This is a genomic window from Polaromonas sp. P3_B4, assembly GCF_056402835.1.
Genome location: NZ_JBFUGQ010000001.1, coordinates 3,487,418 through 3,505,401, shown reverse-complemented (window position 1 = coordinate 3,505,401; position 17,984 = coordinate 3,487,418). Strand labels below are relative to the sequence as shown.

The following is a 17,984-nucleotide window of genomic DNA, read 5'->3' as shown; positions in this document are numbered from 1 at the left end:
CCTATTTGGCTCTTGTTCCCAGCAGCGCAGCGCCGATGATCATCACCGCCGCCAGGGCGATGCTCCAGCTCAGCGCGCGGCCGCTCACCCCCATCAGCAGCGCAGTCGAGCCCAGCGGCGTGAGGTAGCTGAGGATGCCGATCTGCTGCGCGTCGCCCAGCTTCAGGGCCTTGTCCCAGAGAAAGAACGCCGCGCCCAGCGGCCCTGCGCCCAGCACCGCCAGCAATAGCCAGTCTTGCACCGACAGCGTGGCGGCAGGCTCCAGCGCCCAATGGCACAGCAGCGAGAGCACGCCTGAGACCAGGCCGAAGAGGCCGATGGCTGCGGTAGGAAAGGCCGGCACCCGTTTTGTCAGCAGCGAGTAGCTGGCCCAGATAAAGGCCGAGGCGAGCGCCGGGAGATAGCCCCATGACCAGCCGCCGGAGGAAGATCCGTCGGCCCCTGTGCCCAGAATGGCGATGGCCGCGCCAGAAAAGCCCAGCAGGCCTGCGACCACATGCACGGTGCGTAACTGCACCCCAGGCAGAAACAGCGGCGCCAGCACCACCATGAAGAGTGGCCAGAGATAGTTCACCAGGTTGGCCTCTACCGCCGGCGCATACCGCAGCGCGATGAAAAGCAGGAAGTGATAGCCGAAGAGGCCATACACGCCGAGCGCCAGCGTGGCGGTGGGAATCTTCCATTGCGTGCGGTCACGCAGCACAAAAGGCAGGGCCAGCAGGCTGCCGGTCAGCAGCGCAACGCCGGTGAGCAGAAAGGGCGGAACGTGTTTGAGCGAGACCCCGAGCGAGGCAAGCAGGGTCCAGAGGGCGATGGCGCCCAGTGCGTACAGATTGGCTGGCATGGCGGCAAGCATAGGGGGCCGCACCGGGCGCGTCGTCGCAGGGCAACGCTTTGTTGTCGTGCAACGACGGTTTCAGGGATTCAGGCGTATGTCCTACGCGCAGACCAACATCCGGTAACGAGCTTCACGTGCGAGGGGCGCCGCAGACACCTTGCCCGTACGGACTTCAGTTGCAATGGCATGGCAGATTTCTCCGAAATCGCATGAAACCCAAGGAGACTCACCATGAAAAAGCTTTCCATCCTCTTGCTGGCGCTGGCCGGCATGGCCGCCCTGTCGGGTTGCGTGGCTTACCCGGTAGCCTATGACAACGGACCGCAATACCGTGTCGTGCCCGCCCCCGCGCCAGGTTATGGCCCTGGCTATGGCCGGGGTGACCGCGATGGCGACGGTGTGCGCAACCGCTACGACCGCCGGCCGAACGACCCGAGCCGCTATTGAAAATCCGTAAAGGTCAGGCGCTGCCCGGCCCGGCGCGCCGCATCGCGGCCGTCAGGGCTGAGGGCGACTGGTAGCCGCAGTGCAGCGCGGTGTCGGCCACGCTCATGCCGCGGCCGCGCAGCTGCACGGCCAGTGCCAGGCGTTGCCGGCGCAGCCACTGCATCACGCTGAGGCCGGTCTCGCGCCGGCAGCGCGCGGCAAACTGCGTCGGGCTTAAAAACACCTGCGCGGCCAGCTCCGCGACGCTCAATGGTTCGTGCAGGCGCTGCTGTGTCCAGGTGGCCAGCTGTTCCCAGTGGATGGGCCGCGCATAGCGCAAGGGCGTTGATGCGGGTGTTGTGGGTTGCCAGGCTTCCAGCAACAGCGCCGGGCCATGGTGTTGGGCAAGGCCACCGGGTTGCTGCAGTGCTTCGGCCAGGTAATGGGCCAGCGCCAACGCTTGCCCGGTTTTGGCGGGGTCCGCTGCGCAGCGGGCCCAATCAGGTTGTGCGGTGTCCAGCACCAGGCAGCGGCTGCCGTCACGTGATTCGAAGTCATGCCGGTCGCCGGGTGTGATCACGCAGCCCTGGCCGGCCGCGATGCGCCGCCCGCGGCCGCGCACCTCCAGTTCCAGCACACCGCTCAGACCCAGCAGTACCTGGAAGTGGTCATGCGCATGGCTGCCGTGCGACGCGCCGTAGTGGCGCAGCGACAGGGAGCCTTGCGGCAGGGTCATGTTGCGGGAATTAAAGAGCAGCGATGGCCGCGTCGGCCTTGTCGGCCACACCCGCGGCATGGGCCTGCTGGTCGGCGTGGTAGCTGCTGCGCACCATGGCGCCCACGGCGGCGTGGGTAAAGCCCATTTTGTAGGCTTCTTCTTCAAACATCTTGAAGGTGTCGGGGTGCACATAGCGGCGCACCGGCAGATGGCTGGTGGAGGGCGCCAGGTACTGGCCGATGGTCAGCATGTCGATGTTGTGCGCGCGCATGTCGCGCATGACCTGCAGAATTTCTTCGTCGGTCTCGCCCAGGCCCACCATGATGCCGCTCTTGGTCGGCACATCGGGGTGCAAGGCCTTGAACTTCTTGAGCAGGTTCAGGCTGAAGTTGTAGTCGCTGCCGGGGCGCGCTTCTTTATAAAGGCGCGGCGCGGTTTCGAGGTTGTGGTTCATCACGTCGGGCGGTGCGGCCTTCAGGATCTCGAGCGCGCGGTCGTCGCGGCCGCGGAAGTCGGGCACCAAAATTTCAATGGTGGTGGCGGGCGAGAGCTCGCGGATCTTCTGGATGCATTCCACAAAGTGGCCGCTACCGCCGTCGCGCAGGTCGTCGCGGTCCACGCTGGTGATCACCACGTATTTGAGCTTGAGCGCCGCGATGGTTTTCGCCAGATTCAGCGGCTCGCTCACGTCCAGTGGATCCGGTCGGCCGTGGCCGACGTCGCAAAACGGGCAGCGGCGCGTGCACTTGTCGCCCATGATCATGAAAGTGGCCGTGCCCTTGCCGAAGCATTCGCCGATGTTGGGGCAGCTGGCTTCTTCGCACACCGTGTTGAGCTTGTTCTCGCGCAGGATCTGCTTGATCTCGTAAAAGCGCGTGGTCGGGCTGCCGGCCTTGACGCGGATCCAGTCGGGCTTCTTGAGCATTTCGCCCTGCACCACCTTGACGGGGATGCGCGACAGCTTGGCCGCGGCCTTTTGCTTGGCCAGCGGGTTGTAGCCTTCCACGGTCTGGACGTCGCGGACCACGGGGTTGGCCGTGGCTTGGAGGGGGTCAGGTGTGCTCATGAATTGGTGTTTCGTGTTGGCGGCAGGTGGTTTTGCACTTCAGGGAGCTTCAAGGCGCCAGGTAGGTGACGAGCTTGCGGCCCAGCACATCCGCGGCTTCCTGCCAGCTTGCCGATACCCCGATTGTAGAAAGGTCTGTGGTTTTGAGCCCCACATACCCGCAGGGGTTGATCCGGGAGAAGGGTTCCAGGTCCATCGCCACATTGAGCGCGACCCCGTGGTAGGTGCAATTCCGGCTGACTTTGATGCCCAGGGCGGCGATCTTCCCAAGGCCGCGAAAAGGGTCCATCGGGTTCACCGGGCCGGTCAGGGCCGCGTGGGAAGCCGGGTCGTCCAGCCGCACATAAATGCCGGGCGAACCCGTTACGCGGTGCCCGGTCACGCCGAAATGCGCCAGGGTCTTGATGACGGATTCCTCAATGCGGTAAACGTATTCCTTGACGTAGTAGCCGGCACGCTTCAGGTCGATGAGCGGGTAGGCCACCACCTGGCCGGGGCCGTGGTAAGTCACCTGGCCGCCGCGGTTGGTCTGCACCACCGGGATGCTGCCGGGGTTCAAAACATGGTCGCTTTTGCCCGCCAACCCCTGGGTATAGACCGGCGGGTGCTCACAAATCCATAGCTGGTCGCGCTCGTCCTGATTGGGCTGCAGCCCGTTTTCGCTTGAAACCCCGGCGCTGCGCGCCGCCGTGAAGGCCTGCATGGCTTCGTAGGTGGACAGGTAATCAACCCGACCTAGTGTGCGTGTTTCGGCCTGCATGTGCGGCGGCTTTCCCGTTGGGTCGTGACTACAACACGACCTTGACCATCGGATGCGTCGACAGCGTGCGGTAAAGCTCGTCGAGCTGCTCGCGGCTGGTGGCTGTGACGGTGATGGTGACGCCCAGGTATTTGCCGCCCTTGCTTTCGCGCAGCTCGATGGTGGAGGCGTCGAAGGCCGGGTCGAACTGGTGCGCGATGGACGTGATGGCCGCCACCATGCCGTCGACCTTTTCACCCATCACCTTGATCGGGAACTGCGAGGGATATTCGATCAGCGATTCCTGGCGCGAGGGCTCCGTTCCGGGAACTCCGATGATTTTGGGGATGCTGGGGGAAGTCGTCATGGCAATGGGTCCTTTCAGGCCACTTTGGCACGCTGGTATTGAGCGTACAGCTTTGCATAAATGGGGCCAGGTTTGCCTTTTTCCACTCCGTGGCCGACCGCCTGGCCGTCCAGCAGGGTGATGGGCAGAACCTCCTTGGTGGCCGACGAAAGCAGCAGCTCGTCCGCTGCCAGCACTTCGGCGCGGGTGATGCGGCGCAGCTCAAAAGGAATGCCCGCCGCGCGGCACATCTCTTCGATCAGGCCAAAGCGGATGCCTTCAAGGACCAGGTTGTCCCTGGGCGGCCCCGAGACTTTGCCGTCCTTGACGATCCAGACGTTGCTGGAAGCGGCTTCGCTCAGGTAGTCGCCGCGGAACATCACGGTTTCGACCGCGCCGGCGTCGACGCTGATCTGGCGCGAAAACACCGCGCCCAGCAGGCTGGTGCTTTTGATGTGGGCCTTTTCCCAGCGGAAGTCGTCGGCGGTGACGCAGGCCACACCTTTTTCGCGTGCCTGGTCGCTGGGCAGCTTCATCGGGTTGCACATCACAAAGACGGTGGGTGTCAGGCCCGGCAGCATGGGATGGTCGCGCATGGCCACGCCGCGGGTGATCTGGATGTACACCAGTTGATTGCCTTTTTCGGCTGGGGCGCCCGTGGATTGTGCGCAAGCAGCTATCAATTTAAGAGCAATATCCAGCCACTCGGCACGAGTCAGCGGGTTGGTGATGCGCAGCTCGGTGAGGCTGCGTTCCAGCCGCGCCATGTGCTGCTCAAAACGAAACGGCTTGCCTGCATACGCCGGCACCACTTCATAAATACCGTCGCCGAAGATGAAGCCACGGTCCATCACGCTGATCTTGGCGTCTTTGAGCGGGGTGAATTCGCCGTTGAGGTAGCAGGGGGTGTCGGGAAGGGGGCTGGCGGGAAGCGTGGTCATGGGTCTGTTTGAAAAGGAAATGAAAGTGCGTCGGAATGGCTGCTGGTGGACGGCCTGTACCGGATTGTCTAACGTCTGGCCGTTTGCCGGCGGCGGCGTTTGAACCAGATGCGAACGCGCCAGCCCAGCTTGACCAGCAGATAGCCGGTAATCGAGCCCAGCACGGCAAAGATGCCCATGCCCAGGATGGCAGGCCCGCCGAAGGAGGCTGCCCACGCCACGATGCCTGCGCCTTCCGAGATGCGGATGGGCGGCGGCGCGTCCAGCAGCAGATCGCCCACCTGATAGGCCAGCCAGAGCCAGAAGCCCACGGTGAAAGGGTTGGTAATGAAGGTGATGCCGGCGGCCACCGGAATATTGGCGCGCCACCAGACGCTGTGGGCGGCGGCCGCCACGGTTTGTGCAAATGGCAGGGCAAAGGCCCAGAATATGCCGATGGCCACACCGCGCGCCACGGCCTCGTGCTGCAGTCGCCACAGCTGGGGATCCAGCAGGCGGTGGGCCACCGGTTTGAGCCACCGGTTTTGCGCCAGGACTTCACGTGTCGGCACGGATGCTTTCAGCCGGTCCGTCCAGTGCCGGTGTTGCGGCGCCTTCCTTTTAGGGGCGCTCATGGCAGGCGGTTTTCAAGATGGCCGGTTTGCTCCGGCATCAGGCAACAAAGATCACGGCGGCGATCGCCAGCGCGCCCAGCACCAGGTTGACCATGGCCAGGGTGGCGATTTGCCCGACACGGCGTCCGCCTTCAGGCCAGTCGGATGCGCTGACAGCGAGCTTCAGGCGCCGGAAAGGGCCGAAATACAGATGCCCGAACAGCGCGAACATCAAGAGGCCGACGCCGAACATCAGGTGCCAGCCCAGGGGGGCGGTTTTCATGCCCGCGGCCAGCAGCATGGCCAGGCCTGTCACCAGCAGGACGCCGATGGTGCCCCAGACCAGAGCGAAAAATCGCTGCATGACCTTTGCGATGAGCGGTAGGCGTTGGGGTGGCGCCAGCTGTTCGGCGACGGCAGGCCGCAAGGCGAACAGCATGAATACCACCCCGCCCAGCCAGGCAATGGCGGCGGCAATGTGCAGGAATTTCATCAGGGCGGGCATGGCTTCTTTCGGTGGGTGGAAGGTGATGGATGCGGGGCTTGGGCCATCGTGGAGCATCACGTGCAACTACGTAGGAGGGTCGGCGCGCCGCAGTCGCCGGACAATTGTGAACCACCCGCTGCGAGCCGCACCCAAATGATGCGAATCGCCCCTAATTCATATTCAGGCCGGGGGTTTTGTCGGATACGCAGGGGTTTCTACGTATAATCAAGGGCTTTGCTGATAACGGCCCTGTAACTTTTCCGTAATTTGTGACGACCAAAATGGCAAATTCGGCAAAGTCAGCGACAAACCCGGGAAATCCGGGTGCGACAGGGCGTAGTGTCACGGAAGAGATGGAGACTGGCGATGAGGGTTTCAAGCCCTTGACGCGTGAAGAGGCCCAAAAGCTTCGTGAAGCGGACCCCTCGGTTTCCCCTTGGGTGGTATTGGCAGGGCAAAGTGTGGTGGGTCTTGTGGTGGCGCTGGCCGCCTGGGGATTGACCGGAAGGCAAAGTGCAGGCTGGTCCGCCCTTTATGGTGCGCTGGCGGTGGTCATCCCGGGTGCGTTGTTTGCGCGCGGCCTGACCAGCAAGATGTCTTCAATGAATCCGGGCGCTGCGGTGGCTGGATTTTTTTTGTGGGAAATGGTCAAGATTGGCCTGACGGTAGCGATGTTGTTCGCTGCTCCCCGAATGGTTTCGGATTTGAGCTGGCCGGCAATGCTGGTTGGCCTTGTAGTGACAATGAAGGTGGTCTGGCTGGTGCTTTGGTTCCAGTCCCGGCCGAAAAAGTTGGCGTAATCCATTTTCAAGAGTTGAAAAGAGTTCGTAAATGGCTGAATCTTCCGGAAACGCTTTGACCGCTGGTGAGTACATTGGTCACCACCTGGTCCATCTGCAAAACCACAAACAGACTGGCATCGTCGACTTTTCCGTTGTCAATTTCGACACGATTTTCTGGGCCATCACCCTGGGTGTGATCGGTATGTTCGTGATGTGGCGTGTGGCCAAAAGCGTGCACGCCGGCGTTCCCGGCCGCCTGCAGGCGGCTGTTGAAATCCTGCTCGAAATGGTGGACAGCCAAGCCAAGGGCATCGTTAAAAACGCCGAATCGCGCAAGGCCGTCGGCCCACTGGCGCTCACCGTATTCATCTGGATTTTCCTGATGAACTCCATGGACTTCCTGCCTGTCGACCTGTTCCACACAATTTTTGCTGTGACCGGCCTCGATCACAGCATTCACAACTTCCGCGTGGTTCCCACGGCCGACCTCTCGGCCACGCTGGGCATGTCCTGCGGCGTGCTGCTGGTTTGCCTGTACTACAACGTCAAGATCAAGGGTTTTGGCGGCTGGGTGCATGAGCTGTTCTCGGCCCCGTTCGGCGACAAATGGTTTTTGTATCCCGTCAACTTCCTGATGCAGATGATCGAATTTGCCGCCAAGACCGTATCTCACGGCCTCCGGCTTTTCGGCAACATGTACGCGGGCGAACTGCTGTTCATGCTGATCGCGCTGATGGGTGCAGTGGGCTTCGGCTCTGCGACCGGTGTATTCCTCTTCATCGGCCATGTGCTCGCGGGCACGGGCTGGGCAATCTTCCACATCCTGATCGTTGCGCTGCAGGCGTTTATTTTCATGATGTTGACGCTGGTCTATGTGGGGCAGGCCCACGACCATCACTGATTCTCACGAATCAGTTTCCCCTGGTTTTCTGGTTTCCGCTTTCTTTTTTTTATTTTTGTTAGTTAGTTAAATCCATAGGAGCATTAAATGGAACACGTACTCGGTTTTGTCGCTTTGGCCGCTGGCCTGATCATTGGCCTGGGCGCTGTCGGCGCATGTATCGGCATCGGCATCATGGGTAGCAAATACCTCGAAGCCGCTGCACGCCAGCCAGAGCTGATGAACGAACTGCAGACCAAGATGTTCCTGCTGGCCGGTCTGATCGATGCCGCTTTCCTGATCGGCGTGGGTATTGCCATGCTGTTCGCATTTGCCAACCCGTTTGTGTTGAAGTAAATCGCACGCCTTTCTAGACAACCTACAGAGGTGCCGCTGTGAGTATTAACTCCACATTCTTTGCGCAGCTCGTCGTGTTTGCGATTCTGGTGCTGTTCACGATGAAATTCGTGTGGCCACCGATTGCAGCTGCGCTCGACGAACGCGCCCGGAAGATCGCCGACGGCCTTGCCGCTGCCGATAAAGCCAAGTCTGAACTTTCCGTTGCCAACAAGCGCGTGGAAGAAGAACTGGCCAAATCGCGCAACGAATCGGCAGTGCGCCTGGCGGAAGCCGAGCGCCGCGCCCAGGCCCTGATTGAAGAGGCTAAGGCCCGCGCAACCGAAGAAGGCAGCAAGATCATTGCCGCCGCCAAGGTTGAGGCCGAGCAGCAAACCGTCAAGGCCCGCGAGACCCTGCGTGAGCAGGTCGCCGCACTGGCCGTCAAGGGTGCAGAGCAGATTCTGCGCAAGGAAGTCAATGCCGGTGTGCATGCTGACTTGCTGGGTCGCCTGAAGACCGAACTTTAAGCGAGCGTAAAACATGGCCGAACTAGCCACCATTGCCCGTCCCTACGCTGAAGCGTTGTTCAAGGCCTCTGGTTCCGACCTGGGCGGTACTGCCGTCTGGCTCGATGAGCTTGCAGCCATTGCCGCCAACGTGCAGTTGCAGCAATTTGCGGGCAACCCCAGCGTGACGGTAAACCAGACGTTTGACGTAGTTTCCGGGGTGGCCAAAACGAAGCTGCCGGAAGCCGCCAAGAACTTCCTGCGGACCGTGATCGAGAACGGCCGCATCAGCGTCCTGCCGGAAATCGCCGCACAGTTTCGCGCACTGAAAAATGCGCAAAGTGGTTCTTCGGATGCCACCGTTTACAGCGCATTCCCGCTGGAAGGCGCTGCGCTGGCCGATTTGGCAACAACGCTGGAAAAGCGGTTTGGCCGCAAGCTCAACCTTTCGGTCGAGCTTGAGCCGGCGCTGATCGGTGGCGTACGTGTCGTGGTGGGTGACGAGGTGTTGGACACCTCGGTCAAAGCCCGTTTAGAGCAAATGAAAGTGGCGCTGATTTCCTGAGCTTGCGCTCAGGCGCGCCCCGGTTTTTAGCCAACAACATAGAAAGAAGGAAAGAGTCATGCAACTCAATCCCGCAGAAATTTCTGAACTGATCAAGAGCCGCATCGAAGGCCTGACAGCCAGTGCCGATGTCCGCAACCAGGGCACCGTGGTGTCCGTGACCGACGGTATCGTCCGCATCCACGGCCTGTCCGACGTGATGCAAGGCGAAATGCTGGAGTTCCCCGCAACCGCCGACGGCACGCCTACTTATGGCCTGGCGCTGAATCTGGAGCGCGACTCTGTCGGCTCCGTGATTCTGGGCGAGTACGAGCACATCGCCGAAGGCGACACCGTGAAGTGCACGGGCCGTATTCTGGAAGTGCCTGTGGGTCCTGAGCTGCTTGGCCGTGTGGTCAACGCACTGGGCCAGCCGATTGACGGCAAAGGCCCGATCAATGCCAAACTCACCGACGTGATTGAAAAGGTTGCGCCCGGCGTGATCGCCCGTAAATCCGTTGACCAGCCCCTGCAGACCGGCCTGAAGTCCATTGACTCCATGGTGCCCGTCGGCCGCGGCCAGCGCGAACTGATCATCGGTGACCGCCAGACCGGCAAGACCGCTGTGGCCATCGACGCCATCATCAACCAGAAGGGCAAGGGCGTTTCCTGCGTCTACGTCGCCATCGGCCAGAAGGCCTCGTCGATCAAGAACGTGGTGCGCTCGCTCGAGCAAGCCGGCGCGATGGAATACACCATCGTCGTGGCAGCTTCGGCTTCCGAATCCGCCGCCATGCAATATGTGAGCGCCTACTCTGGCTGCACCATGGGCGAATACTTCCGCGACCGCGGCGAAGACGCGCTGATCGTGTATGACGATTTGTCCAAGCAGGCCGTGGCTTACCGCCAGGTCTCGTTGCTGCTGCGCCGTCCACCAGGACGCGAAGCCTATCCCGGCGACGTGTTCTATCTGCACAGCCGCCTGCTCGAGCGCGCAGCACGCGTGAACGAAAAGTACGTTGAAGACTTCACCAAGGGTGCCGTCAAGGGCAAGACCGGTTCACTGACCGCGCTGCCGATCATCGAAACGCAGGCCGGCGACGTGTCCGCTTTCGTGCCAACCAACGTGATCTCGATCACCGACGGCCAGATCTTCCTGGAAACCAGCCTGTTCAATGCCGGTATTCGTCCCGCCATTAACGCCGGTATCTCGGTGTCCCGCGTCGGCGGCGCTGCCCAGACCAAGCTGATCAAGAACCTGTCCGGCGGTATCCGTACCGACCTGGCCCAGTACCGTGAACTGGCTGCCTTCGCGCAGTTTGCTTCCGATCTGGACGAAGCCACCCGCAAACAGCTGGACCGCGGTGCCCGCGTGACCGAACTGCTCAAGCAAGCCCAGTACTCGCCTTTGTCCATCTCCAACATGGCCGCCACGCTGTTCGCAGTGAACAAGGGCTTCATGGACGACATCGAAGTCAAGAAGGTCCTGGCTTTCGAACACGGCCTGCACGCCTTCCTGAAGGACAAGAACGCGGCCCTGATGGCCAAGCTCGAAGCCAACAAGGCCATGGACAAGGATGCTGAGGCTGAACTGAACGCGGCTGTGGCCGAGTTCAAGAAGTCGTTTGCCTGATCTCGCCTGACGCATCGTCAAGCAAGTAATTAAGCAACCCTCAGGAACCCCTTAGGAATCCATATGGCAGCAGGCAAGGAAATACGCGGCAAGATCAAATCGGTGGAAAACACCAAGAAGATCACCAAGGCCATGGAGATGGTGGCCGCCTCCAAGATGCGCAAGGCGCAGGAGCGGATGCGCGCTGCCCGTCCTTACAGCGACAAGATCCGCAACATCACGGCCAACCTGAGTCAGGCCAACCCCGAATACACCCATGCGTTCATGGAGTCCAACGACGCCAAGGCCACCGGGTTCATCGTGGTGACGACTGACAAGGGCTTGTGCGGCGGCATGAACACCAACGTGCTGCGCGCCGTGACCTCAAAGCTCAAGGAAGTGCAGGCCGCCGGCCATGATGCGAAGGCTGTGGCCATCGGCAACAAGGGCCTTGGTTTTCTGAACCGGGTCGGCGCCAAGGTGGTGTCGCACGCGACGCAGCTCGGCGACAAGCCTCACCTGGAAAAGCTGATCGGCCCCGTCAAGGTGCTGCTCGACGCGTACAGCGAAGGCAAGATCAACTCGGTGTACCTGTGCTACACCAAGTTCATCAATACCATGCGCCAGGAACCGGTGGTCGAGCAGCTGCTGCCTTTGACGGCAGCACACCTGCAGGCCGATAAAGACCAGCACGGCTGGGACTACATCTACGAACCCGATGCGCAGACCGTGATCGACGATTTGCTGATCCGCTATGTGGAAGCGCTGGTGTACCAGGCAGTTGCCGAGAACATGGCGTCCGAGCAGTCTGCCCGCATGGTGGCCATGAAGGCCGCCACCGACAACGCCGGCAGCGTGATCGGCGAACTCAAGCTGGTGTACAACAAAACGCGTCAAGCGGCGATCACGAAAGAACTTTCGGAAATCGTTGCCGGTGCTGCAGCGGTCTGATAGTGGTTTAGGCCGCCACACCCGATTTAAAGATTTAAAGAAACGAAAGAGGATTCAATCATGGCTCAAGCTCAAGGCAAGATTGTTCAGTGTATTGGTGCGGTGGTTGACGTGGAATTCGCGCGCGACCAGATGCCCAAGATCTATGACGCGTTGAAAATGGAAGGCTCCGCGCTGACGCTGGAAGTCCAGCAGCAGCTGGGCGACGGCATCGTGCGTACCATCGCGCTGGGCACGTCCGACGGCCTGCGCCGCGGCAACATGGTGTACAACACCGGCGCCAACATCACGGTTCCCGTGGGCAAAGCCACGCTGGGCCGCATCATGGACGTGCTGGGCGCGCCCATCGACGAGCGCGGCCCGGTCGACCAGACGCTGACCGCCCCCATCCATCGCAAGGCGCCTGCCTACGACGAACTGTCGCCATCGCAGGAACTGCTGGAAACCGGCATCAAGGTGATCGACCTGGTTTGCCCGTTCGCCAAGGGCGGCAAGGTGGGCCTGTTCGGCGGCGCCGGCGTCGGCAAGACCGTGAACATGATGGAACTCATCAACAACATCGCCAAGGCGCACTCGGGTCTGTCCGTGTTTGCCGGTGTGGGTGAACGTACCCGCGAAGGCAATGACTTCTACCACGAGATGGCCGACTCCGGCGTCGTGAACCTCGAGAACCTCGGCGAATCCAAAGTGGCCATGGTCTACGGCCAGATGAACGAGCCCCCAGGAAACCGTCTGCGCGTGGCGTTGACCGGCCTGACAATCGCCGAATCCTTCCGTGACGAAGGCCGCGACGTGCTGTTCTTCGTGGACAACATCTACCGCTACACGCTGGCCGGTACCGAAGTGTCCGCACTGCTGGGCCGTATGCCTTCTGCCGTGGGTTACCAGCCTACGCTGGCCGAAGAAATGGGCCGCCTGCAAGAGCGTATTACCTCCACCAAGGTCGGCTCCATCACATCCATCCAGGCCGTTTACGTTCCTGCCGATGACTTGACCGACCCATCGCCTGCCACGACCTTTGCCCACCTGGATTCCACCGTGGTGCTTTCGCGTGACATCGCTTCGCTGGGTATCTATCCTGCGGTTGACCCGCTCGACTCGACCAGCCGTCAGCTGGATCCGAACGTCGTGGGCGAAGACCACTACGCCACGGCCCGCGCCGTGCAGGGCACGCTGCAGCGCTACAAGGAACTGCGCGACATCATTGCAATTCTGGGCATGGACGAGCTGGCCCCTGAAGACAAGCTGGCCGTGGCCCGCGCCCGCAAGATCCAGCGTTTCCTGTCGCAGCCTTTCCACGTTGCTGAAGTGTTCACCGGCTCTCCCGGCAAGTACGTCAGCCTGGCTGAAACCATTCGCGGCTTCAAGATGATTGTGGCCGGCGAGTGCGATCACCTGCCGGAACAGGCGTTCTACATGGTCGGCACAATTGACGAAGCCTTCGAGAAGGCGAAGAAGGTTTAAGGGCTCAGGCCCTGCAACTTTTTTCCATTAAGGAGCGTTTATGTCAACCACCATTCACGTCGACGTGGTCTCCGCGGAAGAGTCCATCTTCTCCGGTGAAGCGCACTTTGTCGCTTTGCCCGGCGAGGCCGGCGAGCTGGGCATTTACCCGCGCCACACCCCGCTGATCACCCGCATCAAGCCGGGCGCCGTGCGCATCGAAAAGGCTGACGGCAGCGAAGAATTCGTGTTCGTGGCCGGCGGCTTGCTTGAAGTGCAACCGAACTGTGTCACCGTGCTGTCCGACACCGCGATTCGCGGAAAGGACCTGGATGAAGCCAAGGCGATGGAAGCCAAGGCTGCCGCTGAAGAAGCGTTGAAAAACGCAAAAAGCGATATCGATATTGCCATGGCCCAGTCCGAGCTCGCCGTCATGGCCGCCCAGATTGCCGCTTTGCGCAAATACCGCCAGAAAAAGTAAGATTCCATGCTTCAGGAAAAACCGGCCAAAAAGGGCCGGTTTTTTTCTGGGCGCTTCGATTTGGAGAAATTCGAATCAGTTTGGTCGCTCATGCAGTTGGCGAAGCGCTCACAGTCATTCCTGAAAATGACGAAGATGGTTGTTTTGTGCTCCCTCTGCGTAGCGGGCCAACTGGCCAGCCACCCGAGTCCTTCATTGAAGCCTTTACGGATGTCTACCTTGGGGCGGCCGATATCCGCACGCGTACGCCGGGCGAACGGCTGATCCGCTAGACGCCGACCATCCGTGGGTCGAGGACGGAGGGCGCGGCGGTTGTTTTATCGAGAAGGTAGTGCAATCGGCCCGCAGCGAGCAGAAGCGGACGTCGATGAAGTAGCTTCCCGCAGTCATGAGTGGCTGCGGCGCGACGTTCCCATTGCACCATGCGGAAACCGGGCGTGCTTCCGCTATTTGAGCGAAAAAAGGCCTCCAGCCCATACAGGGTGAGCGCAAGCAGCTATCAAATAGGGAGCGTTTTCCGAAAAAACGCTTGGGCTGAGCCAGCAAGGTAACAACTGGACACGCTAAATGACAGCCATGGCCCGGGCTGCTCCCTTATCGTTGTGACGGGTTCAAGCCAGCAACGAGGTGCGAAATGGACAGTCTTTTAGACAGCCTGATATGGGGAGAAGAAGCGTCGCCGGAGCGTCGGGCCAGGCGTGCGCGCAAGGCCTGGCTGACGCGGGTTGTGCTCGCGGCAGTCGCCCTTTTTGTGTTGGTCGTGGTTCTGGCGCCCTGACGCGCCGTTATCGGCGCCAGGCCTGCGATACCTGCCAACCGGCTATTGCAGCCAGGGCGCGTCGGGCAGTTCGTTGGGGTTGTTGGGTGCGTCGCCCTGCGCGCCATCGATGGCAAAGTGTGCCATCAGCAGTGCTGAGGTTTCTTCCAGTGCCTGTGTCAGTCCGTCCTCGTACCGGTTCTCCCTGAACGCCTGGGCCATGCGCGCCACCATGGCCTGCCAATGCGCCTGATCCACGTGGCGCGCCACGCCGCGGTCCGCCACGATTTCAATGGCGTGCTCGGCTAACAGCAAATAGATCAACACGCCGTTGTTGTGTTCGGTGTCCCATACCCGCAACTTGCCGAACATCGTGAGGGCGCGCTGGCGCGTCAGCCGTGCGATGGTGTTTTCCTTGTTCATCCGCCACAGATAGCTGATGGGCAACGAAGCCTCCACGCATATCCGTATTTCGCCGCTGTGCCGCCGCTCGCTGGCCGCCACCCGGCTGGCCAGCTGGTTGAGCATGTCGGGTGCAATCGCGCGCTGGGCATCGGAGGCGTCCAGCCAGAGGTGCTTGAGGATGGTCTTGAGTTTATTGGGCATGTGCCTACCAGTCGCCTGATGCGCCGCCGCCGCCGAAATCACCGCCACCGCCGCTGCTGAACCCGCCGCCACTGCTGCTGCCTCCGCCCCAGCTCCCTCCGCTGCTGCCGCCGCCAAAGCCGCCGGTGTTCCATCCACCCGAAGAGCGGCCGCCCCGGCCCAGGGCACCCAGGCTGGTCACCAGCGCGAACACCATACCCGCCACAGTCGCCAGGCCGGCCACAATCAGGCTGCTGGTGAACACCCAGGCCAGTACGCCGACGGCACCGCCGGTGGCGATGGAGCCCAGCTTGCGCCCCAAGACGCCGGCGGCCAGGCGCCCGCCAATCGGCACGGCAAAGAACAGGAACACCGCGAGGTCGGTCCACTCGAAGCCGCTGTCAGCCATGCCCGAAGCACTTTTCTGCTCAGGCGCCGGGAGGTTTTCGCCGCTGATCAGCGCCATGATCTGGTCGGCCGCGGCATTCAGCCCACCGGCAAAGTCACCCTGTTTGAAGCGCGGGGTGATGGCGGTGTCTATCACCTGGCGCGCCGCGAGGTCCGGAATGGCGCCTTCCAGCGCCTTGGTGGTCTCGATACGGACCTTGCGATCATTCTTGGCCACAACCAGCAACAGCCCATCGCCTACGCTCTTGCGCCCGATCTTCCAGGTGTCGCCCACACGCTGGGCATAAGCGGCGATGTCCTCGGGTTGGGTGCTGGGCACGATGAGCACCACCACTTGTGCCCCGCGGCTTTGTTCGAACGCAGCGAGTTTGGCTTCCAGTGCCGCGCGCTGCGTAGCGTCCAGCGTACCGGTGCTATCCATGACGTGCGCCGTGAGGGCCGGCACCGGCTGCACGCCTTGCGCCCAGGCCGCAAGGGGCAGCCACACGGCCAGCAACAAGCCCGCCATCCAGCGTAGGTTGCGGCCCGATGTCCAACCCGCTAGTTGCTGCACGGCAAGTTTCGCAAAGACTTATTTCTTGGTGAAGTCCACCACAGGAGGCGCGGAAATCTGCGCCTCGTTGGTCACGGTGAAGTTCGGCTTGACGTTGTAGCTGAAGACCATGGCCGTCAGGTTGCTCGGGAAGCTGCGTGCCAGCACGTTGTATTCCTGGACCGCCTGGATATAACGGTTGCGCGCTACGGTGATGCGGTTCTCGGTGCCTTCCAGCTGCACGCGCAGGTCGCGAAAGCCCTGGTTGGCCTTGAGGTCGGGGTAACGTTCACTGACCACCATCAGGCGGCTCAGCGCACTGCCGAGTTCGCCCTGCGCCGCCTGGAATTTCTTGAAGGCTGCCGGATCGTTCAGGGTTTCCGGTGTCACCTGGATGGAGGTGGCCTTGGCGCGTGCTTCAATCACCTTGGTCAGGGTGTCCTGTTCAAAAGCGGCTTCGCCCTTGACCGTGGCCACAATGTTGGGCACCAGGTCGGCACGGCGCTGGTACTGGTTCAGCACTTCAGACCAAGCCGATTTGGTTTGTTCGTCGAGGCGCTGAAAGTCGTTGTAGCCGCAACCCGTGAGGAGCAGGCCCAGCATGCTGACAAGGAACAGGTTTAAAAAGCGGGATTTCATGGCGATGTCTTTCGAAAATGCAAGCTGCAACACTAACATAGTCGAATGTCGATGAGGCCTCATTCCCCCGTGTCCGTACAGGCATTGCAAGCTCTGCAGGCCAACCTGCGCCCCTTGGCGGCGGCAGCCCCGAAACCGCGTCTGATGATTGCCGGCGCGACCGGCGTGCTGGGCAATGAAGTGTTGCGCCGCCTTGTCGGCAGCGGCCGTTATGCACACACCGAGGTGCTGGCTACTGAAACCATGACCACCGGGATGGCCGGCGTGGGGATTGTGCTGGCAGGTGATGCTTCAGCGATCGACGCGTGGCCCGCGCGGCCTCAGCTTGTTCATACCGGCCTGGTCATGTTTGAGCCGCCACGGCTTTTTTATGGGCGTGAGCGCACACTGTGGACGCCCGTGCCGGGACAACTACCGGTGCTGGCCCGCTGGTTGAAACGCTGTGGCGCACAGACACTGGTTGTGGTGGTGCCCCACGCTTCGGGGCGTTTACCCGATGCCCTCAAGCGCGGACTGGCCGACCTCGATGAGCAAGCCGTGGCTTCGCTGGGTTTTGAACGCGTGTTGTTGGTGCGCTCGGCGCGCAAGACCGAAGGTATTGCGGGCGCCAATTTTTTCGAGAAGACGGCGTCATGGATGCTGTCAACCCTCAAGTTCATGATTCCCGCAGCCGAGCAGCCGGTGCGTCCTGCCAAGCTGGCAGAATTTATCGACGCCGCGCTGCAGGTTTTGCCGCCGGGCACCCATGTGGCCGCTCCTGAACTGCTTTGGCAGGCTAACCAGAGCGGTGGAAACGGCCGGCGCGCCGGGCCGCAAGACAACAGCATGCAAGGTGTCGTACGCTCGTGGCTTGCTGCAAGGCTCAATCCCGAGCAGAATTCACCACCCAACGCCAAGCCGGACTGACGCCTTCCCATGCCCAAACCCAAAGTCCCGCCCGCCAGCAGCGGCAACGCCGATGACATCGAGGCGGCTTTCTATGAGGCGCTGCAAAGCGGCGACATCGAAAAGCTCATGGCCTGCTGGGGCGATGACGACGACATCGTCTGTGTGCACCCGGGTGGCGCCCGGCTGGTGGGCCCGGCGGCCATACGCGCCACTTTCGACGCCATGTTTGCCAATGGCACCATCAATGCCCAGGCCATCAAGGTGCGAAAGGTCGAGACCATGAGCGCCTGCGTGCACAGCGTGCTGGAACGCATCGAAGTGCTGACCGATGAAGGGCCGCGGCATGCTTACGTGATTGCCACCAATGTGTATCACAAGGGTGCGCAAGGCTGGCGCATGGTGGCCCACCATGCCAGTCCCGGCACGCCGCGAGAAATGCAGGAAGTGTCGGAAACACCGACCGTCCTGCACTGAAGGGCCTGC

Annotated in this window: 24 protein-coding genes; 13 read left to right on the top strand and 11 right to left on the bottom strand. The window is 61.6% G+C overall.

Features of this window, described 5'->3' with window-relative positions; all coding sequences use genetic code 11:
- Position 1: 1 nt before the first annotated feature.
- Positions 2 to 844 (bottom strand): DMT family transporter, encoded by an 843-nt coding sequence (locus AC1DVV_RS16650; RefSeq protein ID WP_477701513.1) that lies wholly within the window; start codon positions 842 to 844, stop codon positions 2 to 4.
- A 225-nt stretch (positions 845 to 1,069) separates the two neighbouring features.
- Here AC1DVV_RS16650 and AC1DVV_RS16645 point away from each other — a divergent pair, with 225 nt between their 5' ends.
- Positions 1,070 to 1,285: a hypothetical protein gene (locus tag AC1DVV_RS16645; protein WP_457281594.1), complete on the top strand. Its 216-nt coding sequence runs from the start codon at positions 1,070 to 1,072 to the stop codon at positions 1,283 to 1,285.
- 13 nt (positions 1,286 to 1,298) lie between these two features.
- Here the strand turns inward: AC1DVV_RS16645 and AC1DVV_RS16640 are convergent, their stop codons facing one another.
- The 7 genes from AC1DVV_RS16640 to AC1DVV_RS16610 form a co-directional block, all read right to left on the bottom strand.
- Complete coding sequence (locus tag AC1DVV_RS16640) at positions 1,299 to 2,000, bottom strand: helix-turn-helix domain-containing protein (RefSeq protein ID WP_477701514.1); 702 nt, start codon at positions 1,998 to 2,000, stop codon at positions 1,299 to 1,301.
- 10 nt (positions 2,001 to 2,010) lie between these two features.
- Complete coding sequence (lipA, locus tag AC1DVV_RS16635; protein WP_457281592.1) at positions 2,011 to 3,048, bottom strand: lipoyl synthase; 1,038 nt, start codon at positions 3,046 to 3,048, stop codon at positions 2,011 to 2,013.
- Positions 3,049 to 3,097: 49 nt separating this feature from the next.
- Positions 3,098 to 3,808 (bottom strand): lipoyl(octanoyl) transferase LipB, encoded by a 711-nt coding sequence (gene lipB, locus AC1DVV_RS16630; RefSeq protein WP_477667626.1) that lies wholly within the window; start codon positions 3,806 to 3,808, stop codon positions 3,098 to 3,100.
- A gap of 28 nt (positions 3,809 to 3,836) precedes the next feature.
- The gene (locus AC1DVV_RS16625; RefSeq protein WP_457281590.1) at positions 3,837 to 4,154 is read right to left on the bottom strand and encodes an HP0495 family protein; all 318 of its coding nucleotides are present in this window, start codon (positions 4,152 to 4,154) and stop codon (positions 3,837 to 3,839) included.
- A gap of 14 nt (positions 4,155 to 4,168) precedes the next feature.
- Positions 4,169 to 5,074 carry a D-amino acid aminotransferase gene (locus tag AC1DVV_RS16620; RefSeq protein WP_477701515.1) on the bottom strand — a complete coding sequence of 302 codons (906 nt, stop codon included), beginning with the start codon at positions 5,072 to 5,074 and terminating at the stop codon, positions 4,169 to 4,171.
- A 68-nt stretch (positions 5,075 to 5,142) separates the two neighbouring features.
- Entirely contained in the window at positions 5,143 to 5,688 is a 546-nt protein-coding gene (locus AC1DVV_RS16615) for a DUF2062 domain-containing protein (protein ID WP_457281588.1), read from the bottom strand.
- A gap of 37 nt (positions 5,689 to 5,725) precedes the next feature.
- Complete coding sequence (locus AC1DVV_RS16610; protein ID WP_477689481.1) at positions 5,726 to 6,172, bottom strand: DUF4149 domain-containing protein; 447 nt, start codon at positions 6,170 to 6,172, stop codon at positions 5,726 to 5,728.
- Between the two features lie 263 nt (positions 6,173 to 6,435).
- Here AC1DVV_RS16610 and AC1DVV_RS16605 point away from each other — a divergent pair, with 263 nt between their 5' ends.
- The 10 genes from AC1DVV_RS16605 (at position 6,436) to AC1DVV_RS16560 (ending at position 14,470) form a co-directional block, all read left to right on the top strand.
- The gene (locus AC1DVV_RS16605) at positions 6,436 to 6,954 is read left to right on the top strand and encodes an ATP synthase subunit I (RefSeq protein WP_457281663.1); all 519 of its coding nucleotides are present in this window, start codon (positions 6,436 to 6,438) and stop codon (positions 6,952 to 6,954) included.
- Positions 6,955 to 6,985: 31 nt separating this feature from the next.
- A complete protein-coding gene (gene atpB / locus AC1DVV_RS16600) occupies positions 6,986 to 7,837 on the top strand; it encodes a F0F1 ATP synthase subunit A (protein WP_457281586.1) in 852 nt (283 codons plus the stop codon).
- An 87-nt stretch (positions 7,838 to 7,924) separates the two neighbouring features.
- Positions 7,925 to 8,173, top strand: a complete 249-nt coding sequence (atpE, locus tag AC1DVV_RS16595; RefSeq protein WP_293400282.1) for a F0F1 ATP synthase subunit C — start codon at positions 7,925 to 7,927, stop codon at positions 8,171 to 8,173.
- A gap of 38 nt (positions 8,174 to 8,211) precedes the next feature.
- The gene (locus tag AC1DVV_RS16590; RefSeq protein ID WP_457281585.1) at positions 8,212 to 8,682 is read left to right on the top strand and encodes a F0F1 ATP synthase subunit B; all 471 of its coding nucleotides are present in this window, start codon (positions 8,212 to 8,214) and stop codon (positions 8,680 to 8,682) included.
- A 13-nt stretch (positions 8,683 to 8,695) separates the two neighbouring features.
- Positions 8,696 to 9,226, top strand: a complete 531-nt coding sequence (locus tag AC1DVV_RS16585) for a F0F1 ATP synthase subunit delta (protein ID WP_477667628.1) — start codon at positions 8,696 to 8,698, stop codon at positions 9,224 to 9,226.
- Between the two features lie 58 nt (positions 9,227 to 9,284).
- On the top strand, positions 9,285 to 10,838 hold the full coding sequence (gene atpA / locus AC1DVV_RS16580; RefSeq protein WP_457281583.1) for a F0F1 ATP synthase subunit alpha: 1,554 nt from the start codon (positions 9,285 to 9,287) through the stop codon (positions 10,836 to 10,838).
- Between the two features lie 63 nt (positions 10,839 to 10,901).
- Entirely contained in the window at positions 10,902 to 11,768 is an 867-nt protein-coding gene (gene atpG, locus AC1DVV_RS16575) for a F0F1 ATP synthase subunit gamma (protein ID WP_457281582.1), read from the top strand.
- Between the two features lie 60 nt (positions 11,769 to 11,828).
- Positions 11,829 to 13,232, top strand: coding sequence for a F0F1 ATP synthase subunit beta (gene atpD / locus AC1DVV_RS16570; protein ID WP_293400292.1), 1,404 nt, complete (start codon positions 11,829 to 11,831; stop codon positions 13,230 to 13,232).
- A 40-nt stretch (positions 13,233 to 13,272) separates the two neighbouring features.
- Complete coding sequence (locus tag AC1DVV_RS16565) at positions 13,273 to 13,692, top strand: F0F1 ATP synthase subunit epsilon (protein WP_477648282.1); 420 nt, start codon at positions 13,273 to 13,275, stop codon at positions 13,690 to 13,692.
- A gap of 634 nt (positions 13,693 to 14,326) precedes the next feature.
- Positions 14,327 to 14,470, top strand: a complete 144-nt coding sequence (locus AC1DVV_RS16560; RefSeq protein ID WP_457281580.1) for a hypothetical protein — start codon at positions 14,327 to 14,329, stop codon at positions 14,468 to 14,470.
- 42 nt (positions 14,471 to 14,512) lie between these two features.
- On the opposite strand, the gene AC1DVV_RS16555 is transcribed toward AC1DVV_RS16560, so the two are convergent.
- The 3 genes from AC1DVV_RS16555 to AC1DVV_RS16545 form a co-directional block, all read right to left on the bottom strand.
- Entirely contained in the window at positions 14,513 to 15,055 is a 543-nt protein-coding gene (locus AC1DVV_RS16555) for a TPM domain-containing protein (RefSeq protein ID WP_477701516.1), read from the bottom strand.
- Between the two features lie 4 nt (positions 15,056 to 15,059).
- Complete coding sequence (locus AC1DVV_RS16550; RefSeq protein ID WP_477667642.1) at positions 15,060 to 15,950, bottom strand: TPM domain-containing protein; 891 nt, start codon at positions 15,948 to 15,950, stop codon at positions 15,060 to 15,062.
- Between the two features lie 63 nt (positions 15,951 to 16,013).
- On the bottom strand, positions 16,014 to 16,613 hold the full coding sequence (locus AC1DVV_RS16545; RefSeq protein ID WP_457281578.1) for a LemA family protein: 600 nt from the start codon (positions 16,611 to 16,613) through the stop codon (positions 16,014 to 16,016).
- A 51-nt stretch (positions 16,614 to 16,664) separates the two neighbouring features.
- Between AC1DVV_RS16545 and AC1DVV_RS16540 the strand changes: the two genes are divergently transcribed.
- Positions 16,665 to 17,519: a hypothetical protein gene (locus AC1DVV_RS16540; RefSeq protein ID WP_477667629.1), complete on the top strand. Its 855-nt coding sequence runs from the start codon at positions 16,665 to 16,667 to the stop codon at positions 17,517 to 17,519.
- Positions 17,520 to 17,528: 9 nt separating this feature from the next.
- Positions 17,529 to 17,975 (top strand): YybH family protein, encoded by a 447-nt coding sequence (locus AC1DVV_RS16535; RefSeq protein ID WP_457281576.1) that lies wholly within the window; start codon positions 17,529 to 17,531, stop codon positions 17,973 to 17,975.
- Positions 17,976 to 17,984 lie beyond the last annotated feature (9 nt).

Excerpts from the sequence above, each read along its gene's own strand:
- AC1DVV_RS16555 (WP_477701516.1), bottom strand. The coding sequence starts at position 15,055 with ATGCCCAATAAACTCAAGACCATCCTCAAGCACCTCTGGCTGGACGCC.
- AC1DVV_RS16625 (WP_457281590.1), bottom strand. The coding sequence starts at position 4,154 with ATGACGACTTCCCCCAGCATCCCCAAAATCATCGGAGTTCCCGGAACG.
- AC1DVV_RS16615 (WP_457281588.1), bottom strand. The coding sequence starts at position 5,688 with ATGAGCGCCCCTAAAAGGAAGGCGCCGCAACACCGGCACTGGACGGAC.
- AC1DVV_RS16605 (WP_457281663.1), top strand. The coding sequence starts at position 6,436 with ATGGCAAATTCGGCAAAGTCAGCGACAAACCCGGGAAATCCGGGTGCG.
- AC1DVV_RS16640 (WP_477701514.1), bottom strand. The coding sequence starts at position 2,000 with ATGACCCTGCCGCAAGGCTCCCTGTCGCTGCGCCACTACGGCGCGTCG.
- atpB (WP_457281586.1), top strand. The coding sequence starts at position 6,986 with ATGGCTGAATCTTCCGGAAACGCTTTGACCGCTGGTGAGTACATTGGT.
- AC1DVV_RS16545 (WP_457281578.1), bottom strand. The coding sequence starts at position 16,613 with ATGAAATCCCGCTTTTTAAACCTGTTCCTTGTCAGCATGCTGGGCCTG.
- atpE (WP_293400282.1), top strand. The coding sequence starts at position 7,925 with ATGGAACACGTACTCGGTTTTGTCGCTTTGGCCGCTGGCCTGATCATT.
- AC1DVV_RS16610 (WP_477689481.1), bottom strand. The coding sequence starts at position 6,172 with ATGCCCGCCCTGATGAAATTCCTGCACATTGCCGCCGCCATTGCCTGG.
- AC1DVV_RS16650 (WP_477701513.1), bottom strand. The coding sequence starts at position 844 with ATGCCAGCCAATCTGTACGCACTGGGCGCCATCGCCCTCTGGACCCTG.
- lipB (WP_477667626.1), bottom strand. The coding sequence starts at position 3,808 with ATGCAGGCCGAAACACGCACACTAGGTCGGGTTGATTACCTGTCCACC.
- AC1DVV_RS16535 (WP_457281576.1), top strand. The coding sequence starts at position 17,529 with ATGCCCAAACCCAAAGTCCCGCCCGCCAGCAGCGGCAACGCCGATGAC.
- AC1DVV_RS16560 (WP_457281580.1), top strand. The coding sequence starts at position 14,327 with ATGGACAGTCTTTTAGACAGCCTGATATGGGGAGAAGAAGCGTCGCCG.
- AC1DVV_RS16565 (WP_477648282.1), top strand. The coding sequence starts at position 13,273 with ATGTCAACCACCATTCACGTCGACGTGGTCTCCGCGGAAGAGTCCATC.
- AC1DVV_RS16540 (WP_477667629.1), top strand. The coding sequence starts at position 16,665 with ATGAGGCCTCATTCCCCCGTGTCCGTACAGGCATTGCAAGCTCTGCAG.
- atpG (WP_457281582.1), top strand. The coding sequence starts at position 10,902 with ATGGCAGCAGGCAAGGAAATACGCGGCAAGATCAAATCGGTGGAAAAC.
- atpD (WP_293400292.1), top strand. The coding sequence starts at position 11,829 with ATGGCTCAAGCTCAAGGCAAGATTGTTCAGTGTATTGGTGCGGTGGTT.
- AC1DVV_RS16585 (WP_477667628.1), top strand. The coding sequence starts at position 8,696 with ATGGCCGAACTAGCCACCATTGCCCGTCCCTACGCTGAAGCGTTGTTC.
- atpA (WP_457281583.1), top strand. The coding sequence starts at position 9,285 with ATGCAACTCAATCCCGCAGAAATTTCTGAACTGATCAAGAGCCGCATC.
- AC1DVV_RS16645 (WP_457281594.1), top strand. The coding sequence starts at position 1,070 with ATGAAAAAGCTTTCCATCCTCTTGCTGGCGCTGGCCGGCATGGCCGCC.
- AC1DVV_RS16620 (WP_477701515.1), bottom strand. The coding sequence starts at position 5,074 with ATGACCACGCTTCCCGCCAGCCCCCTTCCCGACACCCCCTGCTACCTC.
- lipA (WP_457281592.1), bottom strand. The coding sequence starts at position 3,048 with ATGAGCACACCTGACCCCCTCCAAGCCACGGCCAACCCCGTGGTCCGC.
- AC1DVV_RS16550 (WP_477667642.1), bottom strand. The coding sequence starts at position 15,950 with ATGGCGGGCTTGTTGCTGGCCGTGTGGCTGCCCCTTGCGGCCTGGGCG.